This is a genomic window from Salinibius halmophilus (assembly GCF_003577475.1).
GTDB lineage: Bacteria > Pseudomonadota > Gammaproteobacteria > Pseudomonadales > Natronospirillaceae > Salinibius > Salinibius halmophilus.
In genome coordinates this window covers 91,074-113,171 of record NZ_QPEP01000002.1, presented here as the reverse complement: position 1 = coordinate 113,171, position 22,098 = coordinate 91,074, and the positions used below count along the sequence as shown (strand labels likewise).

At 49.5% G+C, this 22,098-nt stretch carries 15 protein-coding genes; 6 read left to right on the top strand and 9 right to left on the bottom strand.

Annotation, left to right across the window (positions count from 1 at the left end; translation table 11 throughout):
• Complete coding sequence (locus DUW71_RS17660) at positions 1-1,959, bottom strand: chitinase (protein WP_199671129.1); 1,959 nt, start codon at positions 1,957-1,959, stop codon at positions 1-3.
• A 506-nt stretch (positions 1,960-2,465) separates the two neighbouring features.
• A complete protein-coding gene (locus DUW71_RS02080) occupies positions 2,466-3,278 on the bottom strand; it encodes an inositol monophosphatase family protein (RefSeq protein ID WP_119393581.1) in 813 nt (270 codons plus the stop codon).
• Between the two features lie 263 nt (positions 3,279-3,541).
• On the opposite strand from DUW71_RS02080, the gene carA reads away from it, so the two are divergent.
• From carA to DUW71_RS02055, 5 genes are all read left to right on the top strand, one after another.
• On the top strand, positions 3,542-4,675 hold the full coding sequence (gene carA / locus DUW71_RS02075; protein ID WP_119393580.1) for a glutamine-hydrolyzing carbamoyl-phosphate synthase small subunit: 1,134 nt from the start codon (positions 3,542-3,544) through the stop codon (positions 4,673-4,675).
• A 3-nt stretch (positions 4,676-4,678) separates the two neighbouring features.
• Positions 4,679-7,903 carry a carbamoyl-phosphate synthase large subunit gene (gene carB, locus DUW71_RS02070; RefSeq protein ID WP_119393579.1) on the top strand — a complete coding sequence of 1,075 codons (3,225 nt, stop codon included), beginning with the start codon at positions 4,679-4,681 and terminating at the stop codon, positions 7,901-7,903.
• Entirely contained in the window at positions 7,900-8,379 is a 480-nt protein-coding gene (gene greA / locus DUW71_RS02065) for a transcription elongation factor GreA (RefSeq protein ID WP_119393578.1), read from the top strand. The genes carB and greA overlap by 4 nt, the downstream gene beginning before the upstream one ends.
• Positions 8,380-8,525: 146 nt before the next feature.
• Positions 8,526-9,392 carry a DMT family transporter gene (locus DUW71_RS02060; protein WP_119393577.1) on the top strand — a complete coding sequence of 289 codons (867 nt, stop codon included), beginning with the start codon at positions 8,526-8,528 and terminating at the stop codon, positions 9,390-9,392.
• Positions 9,382-9,753, top strand: coding sequence for a hypothetical protein (locus DUW71_RS02055; RefSeq protein WP_119393576.1), 372 nt, complete (start codon positions 9,382-9,384; stop codon positions 9,751-9,753). Before DUW71_RS02060 ends, DUW71_RS02055 begins: the two co-directional genes overlap by 11 nt.
• Here DUW71_RS02055 and DUW71_RS02050 read toward each other — a convergent pair.
• Positions 9,750-10,247, bottom strand: coding sequence for a hypothetical protein (locus DUW71_RS02050; RefSeq protein WP_119393575.1), 498 nt, complete (start codon positions 10,245-10,247; stop codon positions 9,750-9,752). The genes DUW71_RS02055 and DUW71_RS02050 overlap by 4 nt on opposite strands.
• A 20-nt stretch (positions 10,248-10,267) precedes the next feature.
• A complete protein-coding gene (locus DUW71_RS02045; RefSeq protein ID WP_407690483.1) occupies positions 10,268-11,584 on the bottom strand; it encodes a deoxyguanosinetriphosphate triphosphohydrolase in 1,317 nt (438 codons plus the stop codon).
• A gap of 119 nt (positions 11,585-11,703) precedes the next feature.
• Here DUW71_RS02045 and parC point away from each other — a divergent pair, with 119 nt between their 5' ends.
• On the top strand, positions 11,704-13,932 hold the full coding sequence (gene parC / locus DUW71_RS02040) for a DNA topoisomerase IV subunit A (RefSeq protein ID WP_119393573.1): 2,229 nt from the start codon (positions 11,704-11,706) through the stop codon (positions 13,930-13,932).
• Here the strand turns inward: parC and glgX are convergent.
• The 5 genes from glgX to ettA form a co-directional block, all read right to left on the bottom strand.
• On the bottom strand, positions 13,915-16,068 hold the full coding sequence (gene glgX / locus DUW71_RS02035; RefSeq protein ID WP_119393572.1) for a glycogen debranching protein GlgX: 2,154 nt from the start codon (positions 16,066-16,068) through the stop codon (positions 13,915-13,917). The genes parC and glgX overlap by 18 nt on opposite strands.
• Positions 16,068-18,221, bottom strand: coding sequence for a 1,4-alpha-glucan branching protein GlgB (glgB, locus tag DUW71_RS02030; protein ID WP_119393571.1), 2,154 nt, complete (start codon positions 18,219-18,221; stop codon positions 16,068-16,070). The genes glgX and glgB overlap by 1 nt, the downstream gene beginning before the upstream one ends.
• 289 nt (positions 18,222-18,510) lie before the next feature.
• A complete protein-coding gene (htpX, locus tag DUW71_RS02025) occupies positions 18,511-19,374 on the bottom strand; it encodes a protease HtpX (RefSeq protein WP_119393570.1) in 864 nt (287 codons plus the stop codon).
• An 82-nt stretch (positions 19,375-19,456) separates the two neighbouring features.
• Entirely contained in the window at positions 19,457-20,395 is a 939-nt protein-coding gene (locus DUW71_RS02020) for a Ppx/GppA phosphatase family protein (protein WP_158583834.1), read from the bottom strand.
• A gap of 10 nt (positions 20,396-20,405) precedes the next feature.
• The gene (gene ettA, locus DUW71_RS02015) at positions 20,406-22,064 is read right to left on the bottom strand and encodes an energy-dependent translational throttle protein EttA (RefSeq protein WP_119393568.1); all 1,659 of its coding nucleotides are present in this window, start codon (positions 22,062-22,064) and stop codon (positions 20,406-20,408) included.
• Positions 22,065-22,098: the final 34 nt, after the last annotated feature.

Below are 22,098 nucleotides of genomic sequence, written 5' to 3'. Positions count from 1 at the left end.
CTATTTTCGACGGCGAGTCACGGTTAGCAACGGTAGCAGCAGCAAGCCAAACAAACCAAAGTTACCGACATTAATGGTGTCTGGAATCGTAATGGTTGTTGTGACCGGCGTTGGTTGACCACTTGGTGCTGCTGTTGCACTAGGGATTGCCGTTGGCGCTGTAGTTGGCGTTACTGTAGCAGTCGGCGTGGCTGTAGCCGTCGGGGTTGCCGTTGCCGTCGGAGTCGCCGTTGCCGTCGGAGTTGCCGTAGCAGTCGGAGTTGCCGTAGCAGTCGGAGTTGCCGTAGCCGTCGGAGTTGCTGTAGCCGTCGGAGTTGCTGTAGCCGTCGGGGTTGCCGTAGCGGTCGGGGTTGCCGTAGCGGTCGGCGTTGCAGTCGGTTGCGTGCCGCAATCAACTGGACCCACTAGTACCCAAGAGCCTGTAGCCGCCGGTGTACCCGGTTCGTATGCGCCCGTTGCTGGCACGCCCGCTAAACGGTAAATCTGGCCTTTATGTGAGCGCAAGTCGCCCGTGGCATAATGGTTCCACGGGAAGGTAGCAGTCCATGCGTCAGGTTGGCCCGCACAGATGCTATCTGTTGGGGTTGGCGCTTGGGTGGGTGTAGTCGTTGGTGTGGCTGTTGGCAAAATACCATCGGTTGGTGTTACCACCTTAGTAGGCGTTACCACTTTAGTAGGGGTAACAACGCCCGTTGGTGTTGTGCCATTCACATCATCAATGATTCGAATTGGCGTACCAACGCCTTCACCGAAATAGAGCTGCACACATTGCTCATAGTCGCCATCGTTCAACGCATTATAAGCGAACTGGTAACCCACAACTTTACAAGCAAACTTGCCGTTGCCTGGGGTATTGGCGTCGTAGCCCCAATCTTTATCCCAGTAGAATTGTAAGGCTCCAGCGCCTTCAGCTGGGAACTTGTTGGCTTGGTTAGCACAGTCTAGCTGCTCACCTGTGATGTCTAGACCCATGTGGTCAGTGAACAGTTTGTAGTACTTGATGCGGTTGGCAGCTTGTGGGGTGGTGCTGCCTTTGGCGCACTCAAATGCACCGTTAATAATGTTAATCGTGGTGCCTAAACCGTTATCCAAACCAGCGGCTTTGTCGGCTGCATTCGGCTGCCAAGTACCATCGATCACATGCAGCATAGATGGCTTCGGCGGCTGAGGATATACGTAGAAGAAGATGGCTGAAGCAAAGTTCAGCCAAGTATCGGCAACTTGCGCAGGGTCGTTTAGTAGCACAGTTGCATCGCCAAACATTGCTTCCGAAAACGCACCATAGTTGTAGTTCCAGCTTAGCTGCTTAGCACCACGGCCAAAGTATGATTTGTACTCGCCGTTTGGCTGCAAGCCGCATGGGTAACGCCATGTTGCCCAGTGACCACCTTCACATTTATTGTAGGCACCATTGAACTTGTCTTCGGTTTGGTACATTTCACGTACCCAATACAAACCTTGACGCCATGGTGGATGCTCAAACTGATTAACATCTGGTGTGTGGGCGCCAGTTTCTTGCACGAAGTGGGCAAAGGTTGTGGCTAGTGTTTTTTTACAAATCGCCAGCGAGTCACGGCCATCAGTATAGTCACCGCAATAAGCCGGGAACTTTGCCACTGCTTGCAAAAAGCCTTGATAGGTATAGGCAGGGTTGCGATGTGGGAATAAATAATCAAACTCTGCTTCTGGCAGAATGGCTTCAACGCGTTTCACGTTAGATGGGTTGTCTGCGCGCCCAGGCGTAACTTTTAACACTTCATCATTGGGCAGCATACGCAAATCATGACGCACTAAATCAATCATAGGGCCCGCATTCGCCGCCGCCGCTGTTTCGGCAGCATCCAACTCCGACTGGTACATAATGAAGCCATTAGGGTTTTCTGGATCGACTTCCACGGTAATCGCTGACGCCGCCCCAGCTAGCAAAATCCCACTAGCAATCAGACTCAACTGTTTCATGTTGTTCTCTCTGAATTATTGGTTTTGTACTGCGATTATGATTACTAGGCTGGCTTTGAACTGAATGCTTGTTCACAGAATGTATTTGGGGGTTAGCTAAGTGGTGGTTGTGCTGATTTGGATCAAGTTGTATTTAATGGTGGGAGGGGTGTTTTTTTATTTTAATTTTAGTTATTTTTTTAATTTTATATTTAATTTAATAAAAAATATGATAATTTTTATATTATTCCGAAAAGTTGGCTGGCAACGCTCAAAATTTATTGTCAGCAGTTGCCATGAACCTAGCGCATTAATAATTGAATACTCGCATCGCTTCAGCGCCCATCCTTGCCATTCAGAATATGCAGAAGATGGTTTTAAAGGGGGACTCTAAAAACCTCAGAGGCGAAATTTTGACGAGGCGAAGATCGGCGAGAAGGCGGAGTTTACAGTAGTAAATGAGTACTTCGAGCCGATATTCAACAAAGTCAAAATGAGAAAAAGGGGTTTTTAGAGGTTCCCTAAACTCACTCACTTTCTAGCAACAAAGCCTTAAACGGCGAATACAGCTCTGTATTCGCTACAATGATGTCGTCACACCAATAAGCCTCGGGCACATTTGGGTCGCCTTCATTAAGATGTCCGAACATGCAGCCTGCTTCTTTAGCGATCACCTGTGCGGCGGCGTGATCCCACAGTGATAGGCTTTCCCAGTAGGCATCTAGGCGCCCACATGCAACGTTGCATATGTCTAAGCTGGCAGCACCCATCCGGCGAATATCGGCGCAGTGCTCTAATATCATTGCAACTTTTGGCATCAGTTGCGCACGTGCTGTTCGGTCGTACGGAAAGCCCGTGGCAACTAGAGCGCGCTGCAGGTTGTCTTGGCGAGAGGGTGCGATTTTTTCATTGTTTAACAATGCGCCCTGGCCACTGACGGCATGAAAGGTTTCGCCATTAAACGGGTTGTGAACCACGCCAACTAAGGGCTTGCTGCCCTCGCAGTAAGCAATTGAAATAGCGCTCTGGGCAAAACCGTGGGCATAGTTTACCGTGCCATCAATCGGGTCGAGCACCCAAAACGGCGTGTCAGCGTGCTTAATGCTACTCCAGTCGGGGTTGGATTCTTCCGCTAGGATCTGATGCTCGGGATACTCAGCTATAATGCCACTGGTTAGTAGCTTATCAATGGCTAAATCGGCATTAGTTACCAGTTCACTGCCGCGTTTGTATTCCTTGCTCAGGGATTGCTCACGCATTTTTACTGCTGTTTCACCCGCGCGTTGGGCGAGGGTCATGGCGAGCTGGTGAACTTGATTGAGATGGCTTTGGTGACTCATGCAGGCCTCCACTTAATCCGTATGTATTCTTAGTGTAACGGTTCTGTTGCTGTACGCTCAATTAGATGTGTGAGGAAAATAGAAACGGTAATCTAGCGGTGGATAAATATTCACATGGACAAACACGTAAACTGCCGTTAACATACCCGCAATTTGGCCACTTGTACGGCCAACGCAACTACAATAAGAAGGGGTGAGGAGTTCGCCCCTTTGTTGTATTTGACGATCAGAGTTTTAGCCCCGCACATCCAGAGGACATAGCATTGAGCACGCAAGCCATTCTCGCCCTTGAGGACGGTAGTATCTTCACAGGTACGGCCATTGGAGCAACAGGGGAAACGGTTGGTGAGGTAGTGTTTAACACTGCCATGACTGGTTACCAGGAAATCCTAACCGATCCTTCTTATGCACGCCAAATCGTTACGCTTACTTACCCGCACATCGGTAATACGGGTGTGAACAGCGAAGACGTTGAATCAGATCGCGTTCACGCTGCCGGTTTAGTAATTCGTGACTTGCCACTGCTAGCGAGTAACTTCCGCTCTCAGCAGTCGCTGTCTGACTACTTAACAGATAGCAACATCGTAGCGATTGCCGACATTGATACTCGCCGCCTAACGCGCATTTTGCGTGAAAAAGGCGCTCAGAACGGCTGCATCATTGCTGGTGACATCGATGAAGCACGCGCACTTGAGCTAGCAAAGCAGTTCCCAGGCCTAAAAGGCATGGACCTAGCTAAAGAAGTGACTGTTAAAGAAAGCTTCGAATGGCGTGAAGGTTCTTGGCAGCTTGGCGAAGGCTTCAAAACTTTTGCCGACGACGAATTGCCACACCATGTTGTTGCCTACGACTTCGGTGTTAAGCAAAACATCTTGCGTATGCTAACTGACCGCGGCTGTAAGCTAACGGTTGTGCCTGCACAAACGCCTGCTAGCGAAGTGTTGGCAATGAACCCAGATGGCGTATTCCTATCTAACGGCCCTGGCGATCCAGAACCGTGTGACTACGCGATTGCGGCAATCAAAGAAATTCTTGAAACCGACATTCCTGTTTTCGGTATCTGCCTAGGTCACCAGCTACTAGCTTTGGCGTCTGGTGCCAAGACTGAAAAAATGAAATTCGGTCACCACGGTGCCAACCACCCGGTAGAAGTCATGGCAACCAAAACGGTTATGATTACTTCACAGAACCACGGTTTTGCTGTGAAAGAAGACGGCCTACCAGCGAACTTGGTAGCGACGCACAAATCACTATTCGACGGCTCGCTGCAGGGTATTCACCGCACCGACAAGCCAGCGTTTAGCTTCCAAGGTCACCCAGAAGCGAGCCCAGGTCCTCACGACTGTGCACCGCTATTCGACCACTTCATTGAACTGATTGAAAAGAAGAAGGGCTAAGCAATGCCAAAACGTTCGGATATTAAAAGTATTCTGATTTTAGGCGCTGGCCCAATCGTGATTGGTCAGGCCTGTGAGTTCGACTACTCAGGCGCGCAAGCATGTAAAGCACTGCGTGAAGAGGGTTACCGCGTTATCTTGGTAAACTCGAACCCTGCAACCATTATGACTGACCCGGTGATGGCTGACGCCACTTACATCGAGCCAATCGTATGGTCAGAAGTTGAAAAGATCATCGAAAAAGAGCGCCCAGATGCGATCCTACCAACACTTGGTGGTCAAACAGCGCTTAACTGCGCACTAGATCTAGACAAGCACGGCGTACTAGAAAAGTACGGTGTAGAAATGATCGGTGCTGATGCCGACACCATCGACAAAGCGGAAAACCGCGAGCGCTTCGACAAAGCGATGAAGAAGATTGGTCTAGAGTGTCCTAAGGCTGATGTTGTTCACGATATGGAAGGTGCTTGGAAAGTTGTAGAACGCTTTGGTTTTCCGGTGATCATTCGTCCGTCATTCACCATGGGTGGCTCAGGCGGTGGTATCGCCTACAACAAAGAAGAATTCGAAGAAATCTGCCGCCGTGGTTTTGACCTGTCGCCAACTAATGAGTTGTTGATCGATGAGTCGCTGATTGGCTGGAAAGAATACGAAATGGAAGTTGTGCGTGACAAAAACGACAACTGCATCATCGTATGCTCGATCGAAAACTTCGATCCAATGGGCGTTCACACGGGTGACTCGATCACGGTTGCACCGGCACAGACGCTGACCGATAAAGAATATCAAATCATGCGTAATGCCTCGATGGCAGTACTGCGTGAAATCGGCGTAGAAACTGGTGGTTCTAACGTTCAGTTCGGCATCTGCCCAGACACTGGCCGTATGGTGATCATCGAGATGAACCCGCGTGTATCGCGCTCATCTGCACTAGCGTCGAAAGCAACTGGTTTCCCAATTGCAAAAATCGCTGCCAAGCTAGCGGTTGGTTACACCCTAGACGAGCTACAGAACGACATCACTGGTGGCGCAACACCAGCATCGTTCGAGCCAGCGATCGACTACGTAGTCACTAAGATTCCTCGTTTCACATTCGAGAAGTTCCCACAAGCGAACGATCGCCTAACGACTCAGATGAAGTCGGTGGGTGAAGTGATGGCAATTGGCCGTAACTTCCAAGAGTCGGTACAAAAAGCACTGCGCGGCCTAGAAACTGGCAGCGTTGGCTTCGACCCGAAACTAACTGATGTAGCCGAAGAAGAAGCGAAAGAAATACTGGTTCGCGAGCTGACTGAGCCGGGCGCTGACCGCATCTATTACGTGGCCGATGCCTTCCGTGCTGGCTGGACCATGCAAGAAGTGTTTAATCACACTAAGATCGACCCATGGTATCTAGTTCAAATCGAAGACATCATCAAAGACGAAAAAGCTTTGGCTGAATCTGGCTTTGCTTCACTGGATGATGCTTTGTTGCGCAAGCTTAAGCGCAAAGGCTTCTCGGATGCACGTTTAGCTCAGGTGCTAGGCGTAGCAGAAAGCGAAGTTCGCCGCCTGCGTCACAAGTTCGACATCCGCCCAGTTTACAAGCGTGTAGACACCTGTGCGGCAGAATTTAAGTCAGACACAGCTTACATGTACTCAAGCTACGACGAAGAGTGTGAAGCGGAACCAACTGACAAAGAAAAAATCATGATCATTGGTGGTGGTCCAAACCGTATCGGTCAAGGTATCGAGTTTGACTACTGCTGTGTCCATGCAGCGTTCTCTGCCCGTGAAGACGGTTACGAAACTATCATGGTGAACTGTAACCCAGAGACCGTATCGACTGACTACGATACCTCTGACCGTCTGTACTTCGAGCCAATCACGCTTGAAGACGTGCTAGAAATTGCTGACAAAGAAAAGCCTAAGGGTGTGATCGTGCACTACGGTGGTCAAACACCACTTAAACTTGCACGTGCGCTAGAAGCAGCTGGTGTGCCAATCATTGGTACCTCGCCAGATGCCATTGACCGCGCTGAAGACCGTGAGCGTTTCCAGCAAATGGTTGAGCGCTTGGGCATCAAACAGCCGGAAAACGCGACCGTTCGTTCACACGAAGAAGCAATCAAAAAAGCTGCGGAAATTGGCTATCCACTAGTGGTACGTCCGTCGTACGTGCTAGGTGGCCGGGCGATGGAAATCGTATTCAGCGAAGAAGAACTGAAGCGCTACATGCGTGAAGCGGTATCAGTATCTAACGATGCACCAGTATTGCTAGATAGTTTCTTGAACAACGCCATCGAAGTCGACATCGACGCGGTGTCTGATGGTAAGCAAGTGGTGATTGGTGCGATTATGCAGCACATCGAACAAGCTGGTGTTCACTCTGGTGACTCAGCTTGCTCATTGCCGCCGTACAGCCTAGCGCAAGACATTCAAGATCAGATCCGTGAGCAAGTTAAAGCCATGGCGCTTGAACTTGGTGTAGTGGGTTTGATGAACGTACAGATGGCCTACCAAGACGGTGAGCTATACGTGATCGAAGTGAACCCTCGTGCATCACGTACGGTGCCATTCGTTTCGAAAGCGATTGGTACGTCACTAGCAAACGTTGCGGCGAAGGTAATGACTGGCAAATCACTAGAGGAAGTTGGCTTCACGAAAGAAGTGATCCCAAGTTTCTACTCAGTGAAAGAAGCCGTATTCCCGTTTAACAAGTTTCCATCTGTTGACCCAATTCTAACGCCAGAGATGAAGTCGACTGGTGAAGTAATGGGCACGGGTGACACCTTCGGTGAAGCCTTCGGTAAAGCAGCACTAGGTGGCGGCTCGCCGGTTGTTAAAGCTGGTGGCAAAGTGATCTTGTCGGTCAAAGAGCGTGATAAAGCAGCCTTGATCCCGGCAGCGAAAGATCTAGTACAACTAGGTTGTGAGCTGTTGGCAACAACTGGTACGGCAAGAGCGCTGCAAGACGCAGGCGTGCCTGTGACTGTGGTGAACAAAGTATCTGAAGGTCGTCCACACCTTGTAGACATGATTAAGAACGATGAAATATCATTCATTGTTAATACATCAGAAGGTCGCAAGGCAATCGCCGACTCAGCGAGCATTCGCCAGAGTGCAATGCAGCACAAGGTGCCTTACACTACTACGTTAACTGGTGCGGTTGCGACAGTAGCGTCATTGAAGGCTACCGGCGAGAAGCCAGTGCGCCGCCTACAGGATTTGCACGAGAGCATTAAATGACAACTAGATACCCAATGACTGTCCAAGGCCATGCGGCCTTGGAAGCTGAGCTAAAAGAACTGAAAACAGTTAAGCGCCCGGAAGTAATTCAACAAATTGCTACGGCACGTGAACATGGCGACCTGAAAGAAAACGCTGAATACCATGCTGCACGTGAGCAGCAGGGCTTTATTGAGGGTCGTATTCAGGATATTGAAGCCAAGCTAAGCAACAGTCAGGTTATCGATGTGGCGGCCATGGAAAACACCGGCAAGGTCATCTTCGGCACCACGGTTCAGTTGTTTAATGTCGACACTGAAGAGTCGGTTACCTACAAAATTGTTGGTGAAGATGAAGCGGACGTGAAAAAAGGGTTGTTAAACTGCACCTCGCCATTTGCCCGCGCCATCATTGGCAAGGATGAAGGAGACGAAGTAGTGGTTCGCACCCCAAATGGCGACGTTGTTTATGAAATTGAACAGGTAGAATATAAGTAAGTCATATTTTTTTATATCTTCTACCCAAAAGGCGAGCTAAATTAGCTCGCCTTTTTAGTTTCAGATTTAACGGTTATAGGTTTTACAAACCTCGGGTTTGGGAAACAAAAATTACGCTCCACATCACCTTTATATAGAGACCCCCCATGGCTTGGTTTTACCTTATTAGTGCAATGGTTTTTTGGGCAAGTTCTTTTGTTGCCTTTAAATGGTTACTTGGTAGTGAAGACGGTTTTGTCATTGTTTTTTGGCGGTTATTGATTGCTGGGCTAGTCACTTTGCCAATTGTGATGCGCGCCTGGCGCAAGCGCCCTCTCAGTTGGTCTGAGGTGGGCTGGTTCGCCTTGTTATCACTCTTTGAGCCATGCTTGTACTTTGTATTTGAAGCGCAAGCGCTCAAATACACCACTTCTGGTCAAGCTGCCTTGATTATTGGCCTGCTACCTGTCGCCATTGCCATCACTTCATGGGTGCTATTTAAAGAGCGTTTAGCGGCAAAAACCTGGGCAGGGTTGCTACTGGCGGTGGTTGGGGTGTGTTTAGTCACGCTGTTTGCCCAAACTAGTGAGTTGGCAAGCAATCCTGTGCTTGGTAACTTACTGCAACTTGGCGCCGTTGCCGTGGCAGTAGGGTATACCTTGTTGCTTAAACGCCTAGTGCTGATTTGGAATGCTTGTGCGGTGGTTGGCTTTCAGTCACTCTTTGGCGCCGCTTTTTTCCTGCCGGTGCTATTGATTAGTGATAAGCCAATGCCATCAGCGGATAGTTGGTTGGGCATCGTGTATTTAGGGTTGTTGGTGTCGGTACTTGCCTATTCGCTTTATGGTTTGGCGCTAAAATACTTGTCGGCAGCTGTGGTTGGTGCCTTTGTCAATTTAATCCCTGTGTTAACACTAATCATGGGATGGTTACTACTTGCTGAGGCGCTAACACTGGGGCAAGTAGCTGGTGTAGTGTTAGTATTGCTTGGGCTTATCCTAACCACGAATCAGGAGTCGGCACATGCCAGCTAAAAACCTCGGGGTAAACTTATTGCAGTACTTCGCCATCGGCGGGTTATGGAGTATTGGCTATTTAGCATATCCAATGCTTGTTGATGCCGGCAGTGTTGATACTGCCATACAAATGCGCCAGCTAATGTTGCTGCTGGCCGTGCCAGCAATGTTATTTGTTGCCATCATTCGGCTAAAAACAGTGGCTTGGCAGATAACCGATGTATTAGCTCAGCTTGGGGTGGCTATTGCGGCGTTTGGCGCTGTTGCTTTTGTAGCCAATATTCAAGGCAATCAGCAGATGATGGGGTTCTTCTATGGCTTGGCAAGCTTAGCTGCTGTTGGTTGGGTGGCTTGGCAGAAGCCACCCGCGCAGGATTAGAAGCGCCAGCCAACGCTCCACTCGCCTAAACCATACACCGGTAGTGGACTGCCACTGCCGGTATACCAGCTGTCGTACTCGCCTTCAGGGTCGATGATGGCAAATGCGCCTAAGCCGAGGGTGGTGTTAAAACCACTGCTCCATTGCCAGCGATATTGCTGCATAGCACGCAACTCGCCAGCTACTTTGGTTGGTGTTTCGTTAGTCGCTTCGACCCATTCGCCTTCGTAGACGATGGCGTTGGCATCAATCACCATCAACCAGTTGTTGCTGCTCTCTAACTGCCAATGCTTGGTGTAGCGCAGACCTAGCTTGCCACGGTCAGACGTTGAAAATAGGTTAACACCAATGGCATTGTGCTCATCGAGGTAAAAATCGGCGCCACCAGATAGCGAGCCAAAAACAGTAAAGTGTGGTTCAAGGCGTAAGTTGGTATCGGCGACTGCTAACCCCGTCAAACTAGCAAGGGTGCAAGCAATAAGTAGTTTTTTCATAACAGACTCCTATCAACGGTTTATCCATAACCGCGCAGAACACTAGCCAAGTGCTTGGCGTAGTGATCTGACATACTCGAGACAAAATCGAGTATGCGCATGTATATGGCGTAATGCGTCCAACCTGCTTCAGGTGCTTCGTGGCGCATATACTTTAAAATTCTATGGTTGCGAAAACTCAACCCAGCGTCGCCTTTTTCGGCTAGCTCAAAACCAGCGCCGATAAAGGCCGACAATATGGTGGCAATGGTATCGTGCGCGCCAATCTCTGATTCCATTTTATGAGTATCAAGGAATACACGCTCGTAGGCCAGTTGCTTTGCTTCGGCAATGCCATTTTTCACATTGTCTGAGCAGTAATGTAGCAGGTCGTTGCTGAACGCTCCCCGCATAATTAACTCATGGTTGCGCACAAAGGCTCGTACCACTTCGGTAATAATCACCTCAATGGTTTTGCCCCTGAGTGCCGCGAGTTTGCGACTTGGCGACGCTTCGCGGTCGATTTCTTCCATATCTATGTTGAAGCTGGCGCAAATTCTTAGCATTACTTGTGACACTTCTTCATAGGTAAGCAAATCGAGTGCGACGGCATCTTCCAAATCAATTAACGCATAACAGGTATCATCGGCAGCTTCCATTAGGTAGCTGAGTGGGTGGCGTGCCCATTGGTATTCGCTAACTTGTACCAAACCAAGCCGCTTACCGACTCGCGTAAGAATATCTTTCTCTTGCTGGTAGCAGCCAAACTTGCCCTTGTCGTTGGCATGCTCAACAGTCCACGGGTATTTCATTAAGGCGCCTAGGGTTGGCCAGGTTAGGCGCAAGCCGCCATCGAATAGGTGGTACTCAATATTGGTCGCTAAGCGAAACCCTTGCGCATTGCCTTCAAAGGTTTGCAAATCTAGGCGCTCTGGCTCGGTTAACGCATGTAGCCAGGGTTGCACGCTAGGTTGTTGAAAAAAGGCTCGAATAGCGTACTCGCCAGCGTGACCAAAGGGTGGGTTGCCAATGTCATGTGCTAAACACGCAGATTGCACAATGACACCTAGGTCATCCGGTTTGATGCCCTTAGGCAGTTGCTCGCGTAACTGTTCGCCAATACGAATGCCAAGGCTGCGGCCAACCGAACCCACCTCAACCGAGTGAATAAGTCGATTATGAGTGTGGTCGTCAAACGCTAGCGGGTGAACCTGGGTTTTGCCAGCTAAGCGGCGAAAGGCGGGTGAAAAAACAATGCGGTCATAGTCTTTGTGAAAAAAACTGCGCCCCATCTCTTTTAACGGCAAAGCAGAATGGCCATAGCGTTCGGTATTAAGTAGCTGATCCCAATGCATCATTGTCATCCTATCTTTGGCAAGTACCCTTAGCTTAGCTGATGCGCGAGGCGTCTGTCAGCACTTGGCGCGCTGGCAGTAGTATGACAAACTGCTGCCAGTTTAATTAGTTGGAATCTAGGATGTCTGAGCAGTTTGAAACGCTTCCGCTAGGTCAGTTCACCGAAAAGGCCTACCTTGATTATTCGATGTACGTTATTTTGGATCGCGCTTTGCCGCATATTGGCGATGGTCTAAAGCCAGTGCAGCGGCGCATCATTTACGCCATGAGTGAGCTTGGCTTAAAAGCGACATCGAAGTATAAAAAATCTGCTCGCACCGTTGGTGATGTACTTGGTAAGTTCCACCCGCATGGTGATTCCGCCTGTTATGAAGCCATGGTGTTAATGGCGCAAGAATTCAGCTATCGCTATCCACTCATTGATGGCCAAGGTAACTGGGGTAGCCCTGACGACCCTAAATCTTTTGCGGCCATGCGCTACACCGAGTCTCGGTTAAGTAAGTTTGCCGATGTACTACTGGGTGAAGTAGGGCAAGGCACAGTGGATTGGGTGCCAAACTTTGATGGCACCATGAGCGAACCGGCGCTGTTGCCTGCTCGTGTGCCTCATATTTTACTCAACGGTACTACAGGCATTGCTGTGGGTATGGCCACCGATGTGCCACCACATAACTTAAATGAGTTGGTGTCGGCCTGTATTCTATTGCTCGACCAACCTGACGCTAGTTTGGATGACGTGCTAAGCCATGTATCTGGCCCAGACTTTCCAACCGGTGGTGAGCTGACCACTAGCAAAGATGATCTACGCAAGCTGTATCAAACTGGCCGGGGATCTTTGCGCGTGCGCGCTAAGTACCGCAAGGAAGATGGCTGCATTGTTATTGATGAGCTGCCGTATCAAGTCAGTGGTGCTAAATTGCTTGAGCAAATCGCAGCGCAGATGCAGGCTAAAAAGTTGCCTATGGTATCGGACTTGCGTGATGAATCGGACCACGATAATGCGGTGCGCTTAGTGATTGAACCACGCTCGAATCGAGTTGATGTTGAGCAGTTAATGTCGCACTTGTTCGCCACAACCGACTTAGAAAAACAGTACCGTGTTAACCTCAATGTGATCGGTATTGATGGCAGGCCAAAGGTTTTCTCGCTGGATGAAATGCTTAAGCAGTGGCTAAGTTTCCGTCAAACAACGGTTACTCGCCGCCTTCAGCACCGACTCGATAAAGTGCTGGATCGTTTGCATGTGTTAGAAGGTTTGCTAATCGCCTTCCTAAATATTGATGAAGTCATCGATATTATTCGCACCGAAGATGATCCTAAAGCTAAGTTGATTGAGCGCTTTGGGCTGTCTGACCGACAAGCCGAGGCGGTGTTAGAGCTTAAACTTCGCCACCTTGCCAAGCTAGAAGAAATGAAAATTCGCGGCGAGCAGGATGAACTGCAAGCCGAGCGCGAAAAGCTTGAAAAGATTTTGGGTTCGCAAGCGCGACTAAAAACCTTGATCAAAAAAGAGCTGCTCGCCGATGCTAAGCAGTTTGGTGACGACCGCCGTACCGTTCATGTTATGCGTGGAGAGTCGAAAGCATTTGAAGAGGCCGACCTGCTAAGCAATGACCCAGTTACCATTGTGCTATCGGAAAAAGGCTGGGTGCGAGCGGCAAAAGGCCATGATATTGACCCGCAGGGGCTGAACTACAAATCGGGCGACAAGTTTGCCTTTGCTGCACTAGGTAAAACTAATCAACAAGTTGTGCTGCTCGATCACTCGGGGCGCAGTTATAGCTTTGCTGCTCATACCTTGCCATCTGCTAGAGGCCAAGGTGAGCCGGTCACTGGTCGCATTAACCCAGTGGGTACGCTGGCACCAGCAGCCTTGTTAGCGAACGAGAGTGATGCCCAGTATATCCTTGCCAGTGATGCCGGTTATGGCTTTGTTTGTGCGTATAGCGACCTAGTCAGCAAAACTAAAAATGGTAAAGCCGCGCTAACGGTGCCAAAGAATGCGCAAGTGCTGCCACCAGTAGTCGTCAATGACGCGCAAACCGATATGCTGGCCGTTGCAACGAACGAAGGCCGCTTATTGGTTTACCCAGTGCGAGATCTGCCGGTGCTCGCCAAAGGCAAAGGCAATAAACTAATAAATATTCCAACCGATCGCGCGGCTAAGCGTGAAGAACTAGTGGTGGCGGTAGCAGTCCTTGCTAGTGAGCAAAGCATTGTGGTGCAAGCTGGTAAGCGTAAGTTAACGCTTAAGCCAAGTGATTGGGCATTTTACCAAGGTGAGCGCGGCCGCCGCGGCAATAAGCTGCCGCGTGGCCTGCAAGCAGTGAACTCAATCACTGCAGAGTAAGCCCTCGTCGGTATCTGACAAACCAACTTCTGCCATCCAGCCACCTTTAGCCCACAATACAACACTGTGGGCGGCAAGGTGGACGGTGGCTGGGCAGCCAACCATTTGGTGTTCGGGGTCAACCAGGCCATGGTTTCTAGACGTGTCGAACACCTGCTCCCAAGGGCAATCTTGCTGCACGGGTAGGGTGATGGTATGCGGCGAGGTATGGCCGTTAATCATCAATAAAAAGTATTCGCTTAACTGTGCTAAGCCTGCCTTAGGGTTTTTGGTGCCACTGGTAAGTAGCAGGGTAATCAGCTTGCGACCACTGTCGTGCCAATCAGAGATTTCCATCGGGTTACCATGGCTATTAAACCAATGGGCCTTGTCGCTGTGCGCTGGGCCGTTTAATAGTTGATGGGCAGTAAACTGTAAGTCATGGAACAGGGTAGAGGATTGGCGAATTTCTGAAAGTTGGCGAACAAAGTTGACATGACGTTTGACTTCCGGCGTATCACGCCAGTCTAGCCAAGAAATCTCATTGTCCTGGCAGTAGGCGTTGTTATTACCTTTTTGTGTACGCATGCGCTCATCACCACCGAGCATATGCACTGAGCCTTGGCTGAGCATAAGTGTGGCGAGCATGTTGCGTTGCTGGCGCCGGCGCAGCAAGTTAATCTCTAGCTGCTCTGTGGCTCCTTCCACACCATAGTTATAGCTTAGGTTATTGCCATGACCATCCATGTTGCGTTCTAGGTTGGCTTGGTTGTGTTTGTCGTTGAAACTCACCAAGTCATTCATGGTGAAGCCATCATGATAAGTCACATAATTGAGCGTGCGAGTGAGCTGATTGAGATCGCTATAAAACAAATCACGTGAACCCATTACTCGCGTGCAAAAGTCTGCCAAGCGGCCATTGTCGCCTTTCCAAAAGCCGCGCACGGTGTCGCGAAATCTATCGTTGCACTCAAACCAGCGCTCAGGAAAGTTACCAACTTGGTAGCCGCCGGGGCCGACGTCCCAGGGCTCGGCTATTAGCTTCACCTGCGACAGCAGCGGATCTTGCTCTAGGCATCTGAAAAAGGCGGCATCGCGTCGGTAATCTAATGGCTCGCGCCCAAGGCTTGCCGCTAAGTCGAAGCGAAAACCATCAACACGGTATTCATGCACCCAGGTGCGCAAAGAATCTAGAATTTCACGCAACACATAACCATGGTGGCTGTTCACCGAGTTGCCACAGCCTGAGTGATCGATAAAGTGCCCAGGGTTATTTGGCACAACACGATAATAATCACGCCCATGTAAGCCACGGTGGCTTAAATAAGGTCCGTCAAAGCCGGCTTCGGCGGTGTGGTTGTAGACCACATCCATAATCACTTCTATGCCCGCTTCGTGATAAGCCTTAACCAGGGTTTTAAACTCGGTTACGGCATCCTTGTAGGCGTACCTTGGGTCGGGCGCAGAGAAGCATATTGGGTTGTAGCCCCAATAATTGGTGAGGTTTAAGTCTTTTAACCTGGGTTCACTCATAAAGCTTTGAATTGGCATTAGCTGAATAGCAGTAATGCCAAGTGAGCGAATATACTCAACGACCACTGGCTCGGCCATGCCCAAGTAGGTACCGCGTAGATGCTTGGGTACCTCTGGGTGCTGCATGGTCATGCCTTTTACATGGGCTTCATAGATAATCGTATCTTGCCATCTGTGATGTAGACGCTGCTGGCCTTGCCAGTCGAAGCCATGGTCTACCACTAGTGATTTAGGCATTACTTCGGCACTATCATCTGGCTGGCGCTCAATTTTGTCGCCAACTTTGTGGTGACCGTACATTTTAGGGTCAAAGGTAAACTGTTTGTCTAATGCTTGCGCGTAAGGGTCGGCGACAAGTTTGTTTGGGTTGAACCACCAGCCATGGGCAGGGTCAAATCGCCCATCGGCACGAAAGCCATAGGCCTGCCCACCATGAATGCCATAAATAAAACCATAGTAGATACCGCTTTGGCGGTTGGTTAATGGAATTTGAGTTTCGTTGCCTGCCTGATCAAACAGGCATAACAACACCTGGCTAGCGTTTGGCGCCCACACTGCAAAATTACATCCACCATCCCGCAGGTCGGCGCCCAATGGCCATGGGCGGCCGATATCATGTCTCATTAATCGCGCTCCAGTTTTAACCTGTAGTAGAGCGTCGACAACGGCGGCAAGCTTAGTTCTATTGAGTGGCTACGTGTATGATAAGGCTCCGCGCGAGCGGTAAAGCTTTTTAAAGCTGGCGCGCCACTGCCGCCATAGGTCTCTGCATCCGTGTTGAGTAACAGTGTAGCCTTTCCTGCGCCGGGTAGACTAATTCTGTACCGCTCTCTTGGTACTGGAGTGAAGTTACACACCACCAGTATGGGGTCTTTTTTATCGATACCGTAGCGGATAAAGGCAATAACACTGTGCGCTGCATCGTCACTGATAATCCACTCAAAACCCTTGTGGTCATGATCAAGCTGATGCAATGCCGGTTCTTTTTGGTGCAAACGGTTAAGTGCTTTGATCAGCGTCTGCGTGCCTTGATGTCGTTCATATTGCAACACCCACCATTCGAGTTGGTCTTGGTACTTCCATTCACTGCATTGAGCAATTTCATTGCCCATAAAGTTTAACTTTTTGCCCGGGTGGCCATACATATAACCATAATAGGCTCTCAGGTTGGCCGCTTGTTGCCATTCATCGCCTGGCATGCGACCAAGAATGGTGCCCTTTCCATGCACAACTTCATCATGTGAGAGAGGTAAGACAAAGTTTTCATCAAACGAATAAATCAGTGAGAACGTCAGTTCATTGTGGTGGTGGTTGCGATAAATTGGCTCGTTTTTGATGTACTCTAGCGAGTCATGCATCCAACCCATGTTCCACTTAAAGCCAAAGCCTAGGCCGCCCATACTGGTTGGGCGAGACACCATAGGAAATGCGGTAGACTCCTCGGCAATGGTGTAACAATTTGGGTGGCGCGCATAAACGGTCTCATTGAATCGACGGATAAAATGAATGGCTTCATAGTTCTGATTGCCACCATCGACGTTTGGAATCCATTCGCCTTCCTCGCGCGAATAATCGTGATAAAGCATTGAGGCCACAGCATCCACTCGCAGGCCGTCAATGTGATACTGGTCCAACCAATAAATAGCGCTCGAAATTAGAAAGTTTTGCACCGTTTCGCGGCCAAAATCGTAAATATAAGACTGCCAATCTGGGTGCCAGCCACGCTGTGGGTCTTCATATTCAAACAGTGGCGTGCCATCGAAGCGAGCTAAGCCATGGGCATCAGACGGGAAGTGAGCTGGCACCCAGTCAACGATTACGGCTAGGTTCTCACGGTGGCAGGCATCAACGAATGCTTTAAATTCATCAGGCGTGCCAAAGCGACTCGTTGGGGCAAACAAACCTAGTGGCTGGTAACCCCATGACCCATCGTAGGGGTGCTCCATTGGCGGTAGCAATTCTAAGTGGGTGTAGCCCATTTCCTTAGCATAGGGAATCAAGTGGTCGATTAAGTCTAGCCAGCTATAAACACTGCCATCTGGATGGCGTTTCCACGAACCAATATGCACTTCATAAATGCTCATTGGGCTCTGGCGTGGGTTGTGTTTCGCCCGGTTCATCCAGGCATCGTCTTGCCACTGGTATTGGCTAGGGTCGTAAACAATGGATGCAAACGACGGGAACTGCTCATGTTGGAAGCCGTAAGGGTCGGCTTTATGAGGTAATAAATTGCCATGCTGGTCTTTGATTTCGAACTTATAGCGCTCTCCGGCTTGCACGTCCGGTACGAACAAACGCCAAATACCGTCGTCGTTACTGGCCATTGGGTGGCGACGGCCGTCCCAATGGTTAAAGTCGCCGACTAGGGCTACTGAGCGAGCATTGGGTGCATAAACACAAAAGCGCGTACCATGCACAATGGTGCCATCATCTGCTTGATGTTCAGTTAAATGTGCACCCATGTTGTTGTACAGATCAACTGGCTCGCACCATTTATCGGTGAAGGTCGCTTGCGGCAGTGACCATGGATCACGGCTGATCCAGGTACTGACATCATTACTGAATTCTACTTGGTAGCAAGATGGGTCATCTAATGCTAATTCAAATACTCCTGCCTCAGCTTTTTCCATTGCATGGCGTTTACCTGCGATAATCAATGTTGCCCGCTCGGCATCTGGTTGCCAGCAGCGAATAACAGGTTGGCCATTAATAGTTTGTCGACCAAGTTTTTCGAACGGACGCGCTTCACACGCGTTAGCCAAATCGGCGTAATGCATTGCCTCAAGCCCTCGAGGTAAGAATGTAAACTGTGTGGCGCAATATTCACTCGGTAAAAAAGACGCTACCTAAGCTAGCAACTTTGTTTTGGCTATCACTTGTACGGAGCGCTCGTGGCATTTTGGTTACGGCGAGGTGAATACTGAGTCCTTTTTATGTCAGATAGACTGTAATTTTTTGTATAACAAGGACTAATGTAGCAGTGATTTGCAGGTTTCGCCCGAAACCTGCAAATCTTTTTAGTGGAAAGCTTGTCGTTGCTCAGTAGGTAGAGCAACTTAATGTGGCTTAGCTATTTTGTAAGCGGCTAATGCGATCAGTTAGTGGTGGGTGGCTAGCAAACAGCTCCTTGGTGTTGCCAAGAATACCAAAGGCTACCAGCTCACCGTGTAGCTGTGATGGCTGGCTATTTTGCAGGCGCTGTAAGGCGGCAATCATTTTCTCTTTGCCTACTAAGGCAGCAGAGCCTGCATCGGCTGCGTATTCGCGTCGACGTGAATACCACTTAACGATTATTGAAGCGAGCAAGCCAAAAACGATTTCCAGCACAATAATCACTGCTAGGTAGCCGAAGAAACCTAGGCCACCTTCCTCGTCATCACCGGCTAGGAAGTTGTCGATGATATTCGCCACGATGCGAGCAGCGAAAATAACGAAGGTATTCAACACGCCTTGCAGCAGCGTAAGTGTAATCATATCGCCGTTGGCGATGTGCGCCACCTCATGCGCTAGAACAGCTTCCGCCTCATCAATTTCCATGTTGTTTAACAAGCCAGTTGAAACCGCCACCAAGGCATTATTGCGGTTGGCACCAGTGGCGAAGGCATTGATGTCGTTCGACTCATATACAGCAACTTCTGGCATGCCAATATTGGCTTGTTTGGCTAAGCGAGCGACGGTTTCGAGCAACCAGGCCTCGGTATTGGAGCGGGGGCTGTCGATCACAGTGGCTTTGGTTGACCACTTCGCCATTTTTTTCGACATGAGAAGGCTAATTACCGAGCCGCCCATACCAAATACTAGGGCAATAACAAAAATTCCTGCGGTGCTTCTGAACTCAATGCCTAATACCGCCATAACAATGTTCAGCACGATGCTGAGCATCACAACGATTGCGATGTTGGTAGCAATCCACAGACCTATGCGTTTCATACTAATTTACTCTCTATGTAACTTCCGAAATCGGAATAATCGGGATAAAGATATGCACAAATCGCTTAACTTCAATGGCTTCTTATATTGCGATTCCGTTATGTTGGCGCAAGTGTTCAGCCACTAGCCCTTCGCGCAGCGCCGATGTTGATATTTCCATGCGCTCAAGTTGTAGGTGTTGAAAGATTTGCTGCAAAATAATTAAGCCAGCGGGGAAAACCCGGGTGCGTTGATCACTTAGGTCAATTAGATGCGCTAGATGGTAGATGTGATCGGTTTGGTGCAGTAGAGGTAACAAGCGGTCAATGGCTTGGCGGTCAATATACTCTTTGCCCAGCCCAAGGTTGCGCAACGCCCACCATACCGACTTAATGGTGCCGCTCGCACCCAGTACTTCGATACCTTTCGGTGGTTGCCAAGTGCCCAGTTGCTGCTGAATTTGTTGGCCAACAATCTGACTGACTGCCAACACTTCTTCTTTGCTCAACTTGTTTTTGTTTAGGTGCTGGTTAGACAAGCTAATGCAACCCAAGTCTAAGCTGAAGCAGGTTTCGATGTGGTCGCCATACCCTAGCGCAATCTCTGTAGAGCCGCCACCAATGTCAATCACTAAGCGAGCTTGCTTAGGGCGCCCAAAACTTGCGCCGTAATAAATAAACTCGGCTTCTTCATTACCACTCAGTACCTTAATTGGATGGCCTAGGGCGGTTTGTGCTTCGATCAAAAAAGATTCGTCTGCCAAACGGCGAAAGGCACTTGTTCCTGCAGCCAGTACAGCAGTTGGTTGGCGCTCATTTATGAAGTCACCAAATCGGGATAGGGTTTCTAGTACGCGTCTTTTAGTGCGCCCATCGAGATGAGCGCCATGCGAGTTGTGATAAACCCCCGCGACCATGCGCACTAGTGCTTTTCGAACATCTACCGTTACTAGATTGTTGTCTTCAGCACTTATGAGCGCTAGGTGAAAGCTGTTAGCACCTAGATCCATTGCGGCAAAGAGCGGTCTTGGGGATTTTGTCACAAATGATTGCCTATGTTTTTATGCGCTTGTACTTCACACGTTTAGGGCCAGTGTCGCCGGTGCGCTTCTTATAGTCTTCAGCATATTCAGTATAGTTACCCTCGAAGAATACCGCGTTACTGTCGCCTTCAAAAGCCAAAATGTGCGTCGCAATACGATCCAGGAACCAGCGGTCGTGCGATACAACGATGGCGGCACCAGGGAAAGCTAACAAGGCTTCTTCAAGTGCGCGTAAGGTTTCCACGTCGAGATCGTTGGTTGGTTCGTCGAGTAGCAATACGTTGCCACCTTCTTTCAGTAGTTTGGCAAGGTGCAAACGGTTGCGCTCACCACCTGAAAGTTGGCCGATGAACTTTTGCTGGTCTGAGCCTTTGAAGTTAAAACGACCAATATAAGCCCGGCTTGGCACTTCGTAGCCACCAACTTGAATCATGTCGCGACCATCAGAAATTTCTTCCCAAACAGTCTTCTTGTCGTCTAATTCACGCATCTGGCCAATGCTGGCGATTTTAACTGTTTCGCCAACTTCGATGCTGCCTGTATCAGGCTGCTCAACACCGGTGATCATTTTAAACAGCGTCGACTTACCCGCACCGTTACCACCAATTACCCCAACAATTGCCCCTGGTGGCACGTTGAACGACAAGTCTTCATACAAAACGCGACCATCGAATGCTTTGCTTACGCCTTCTACATTGATCACTTTGTCACCTAGTCGCGGGCCTGGTGGAATGTAGATTTCGTTGGTTTCGTTGCGCGTTTGGAACTCACGCGATTGCATTTCTTCAAATTGGCGTAGGCGAGCTTTTGACTTCGATTGGCGACCTTTAGCACCCTGGCGTACCCACTCAAGCTCAGACTTAATGGCCTTGTCGTGTGCGGCTTGTTGCTTTTGCTCGGTGGCTAAGCGTTTTTCTTTGGTAATCAGCCAGTCGCTGTAGTTGCCTTCGTATGGAATACCATGGCCGCGGTCAAGCTCAAGAATCCAGCCAGCGACGTTATCAAGGAAGTAGCGGTCGTGCGTAATGGCTACAATTGTGCCGGTGAACTCGTGTAAGAAGCGCTCAAGCCAAGCAACCGATTCGGCATCTAAGTGGTTCGTTGGTTCGTCTAGCAGCAGCATGTCTGGTGCCGACAATAATAAACGACACAGTGCAACACGGCGGCGCTCACCGCCAGATAGGTGTTCTACCTTGGCGTCCCACTCAGGTAGACGCAGCGCGTCGGCAGCAATCTCGAGTTTGTGCTCAAGGTTGTGCGCATCCGAAGCGGCAATAATGTTTTCAAGTTCCTGCTGCTTTTTTGCTAACGCATCAAAGTCGGCATCCGGCTCTGCATAAGCCGCATAAACTTGCTCAAGTTCCGCTTGTGCCTCGTGAATATGGCTAAGGGCCTCTTCAACGACTTCTCGAACTGTCTTGCCATCATCGAGGTGCGGCTCCTGAGGAAGGTAGCCAACACGTAGGTCTGATGCTGGGTGTGCATCACCGTTAAACTCTTTGTCAACGCCCGCCATAATGCGCAAAAGCGTAGACTTACCGGCGCCGTTTAAACCCAGAACACCAATTTTAGCGCCGTGGAAAAACGACAACGAGATGTCCTTTAAAATTTCACGCTTTGGCGGAACCACCTTGCCAACGCGATGCATGGTATATGCATATTGAGCCATTGAATTACTCCAGTGTTTTTTTGTGCCAGTAGCA

Coding starts and splice junctions, on each gene's coding strand:
- DUW71_RS17660 (WP_199671129.1), bottom strand. CDS start 1,959: ATGAAACAGTTGAGTCTGATTGCTAGTGGGATTTTGCTAGCTGGGGCG.
- DUW71_RS02080 (WP_119393581.1), bottom strand. CDS start 3,278: ATGAGTCACCAAAGCCATCTCAATCAAGTTCACCAGCTCGCCATGACC.
- carB (WP_119393579.1), top strand. CDS start 4,679: ATGCCAAAACGTTCGGATATTAAAAGTATTCTGATTTTAGGCGCTGGC.
- greA (WP_119393578.1), top strand. CDS start 7,900: ATGACAACTAGATACCCAATGACTGTCCAAGGCCATGCGGCCTTGGAA.
- DUW71_RS02060 (WP_119393577.1), top strand. CDS start 8,526: ATGGCTTGGTTTTACCTTATTAGTGCAATGGTTTTTTGGGCAAGTTCT.
- DUW71_RS02055 (WP_119393576.1), top strand. CDS start 9,382: ATGCCAGCTAAAAACCTCGGGGTAAACTTATTGCAGTACTTCGCCATC.
- DUW71_RS02050 (WP_119393575.1), bottom strand. CDS start 10,247: ATGAAAAAACTACTTATTGCTTGCACCCTTGCTAGTTTGACGGGGTTA.
- DUW71_RS02045 (WP_407690483.1), bottom strand. CDS start 11,584: ATGATGCATTGGGATCAGCTACTTAATACCGAACGCTATGGCCATTCT.
- parC (WP_119393573.1), top strand. CDS start 11,704: ATGTCTGAGCAGTTTGAAACGCTTCCGCTAGGTCAGTTCACCGAAAAG.
- glgX (WP_119393572.1), bottom strand. CDS start 16,068: ATGAGACATGATATCGGCCGCCCATGGCCATTGGGCGCCGACCTGCGG.
- glgB (WP_119393571.1), bottom strand. CDS start 18,221: ATGCATTACGCCGATTTGGCTAACGCGTGTGAAGCGCGTCCGTTCGAA.
- htpX (WP_119393570.1), bottom strand. CDS start 19,374: ATGAAACGCATAGGTCTGTGGATTGCTACCAACATCGCAATCGTTGTG.
- ettA (WP_119393568.1), bottom strand. CDS start 22,064: ATGGCTCAATATGCATATACCATGCATCGCGTTGGCAAGGTGGTTCCG.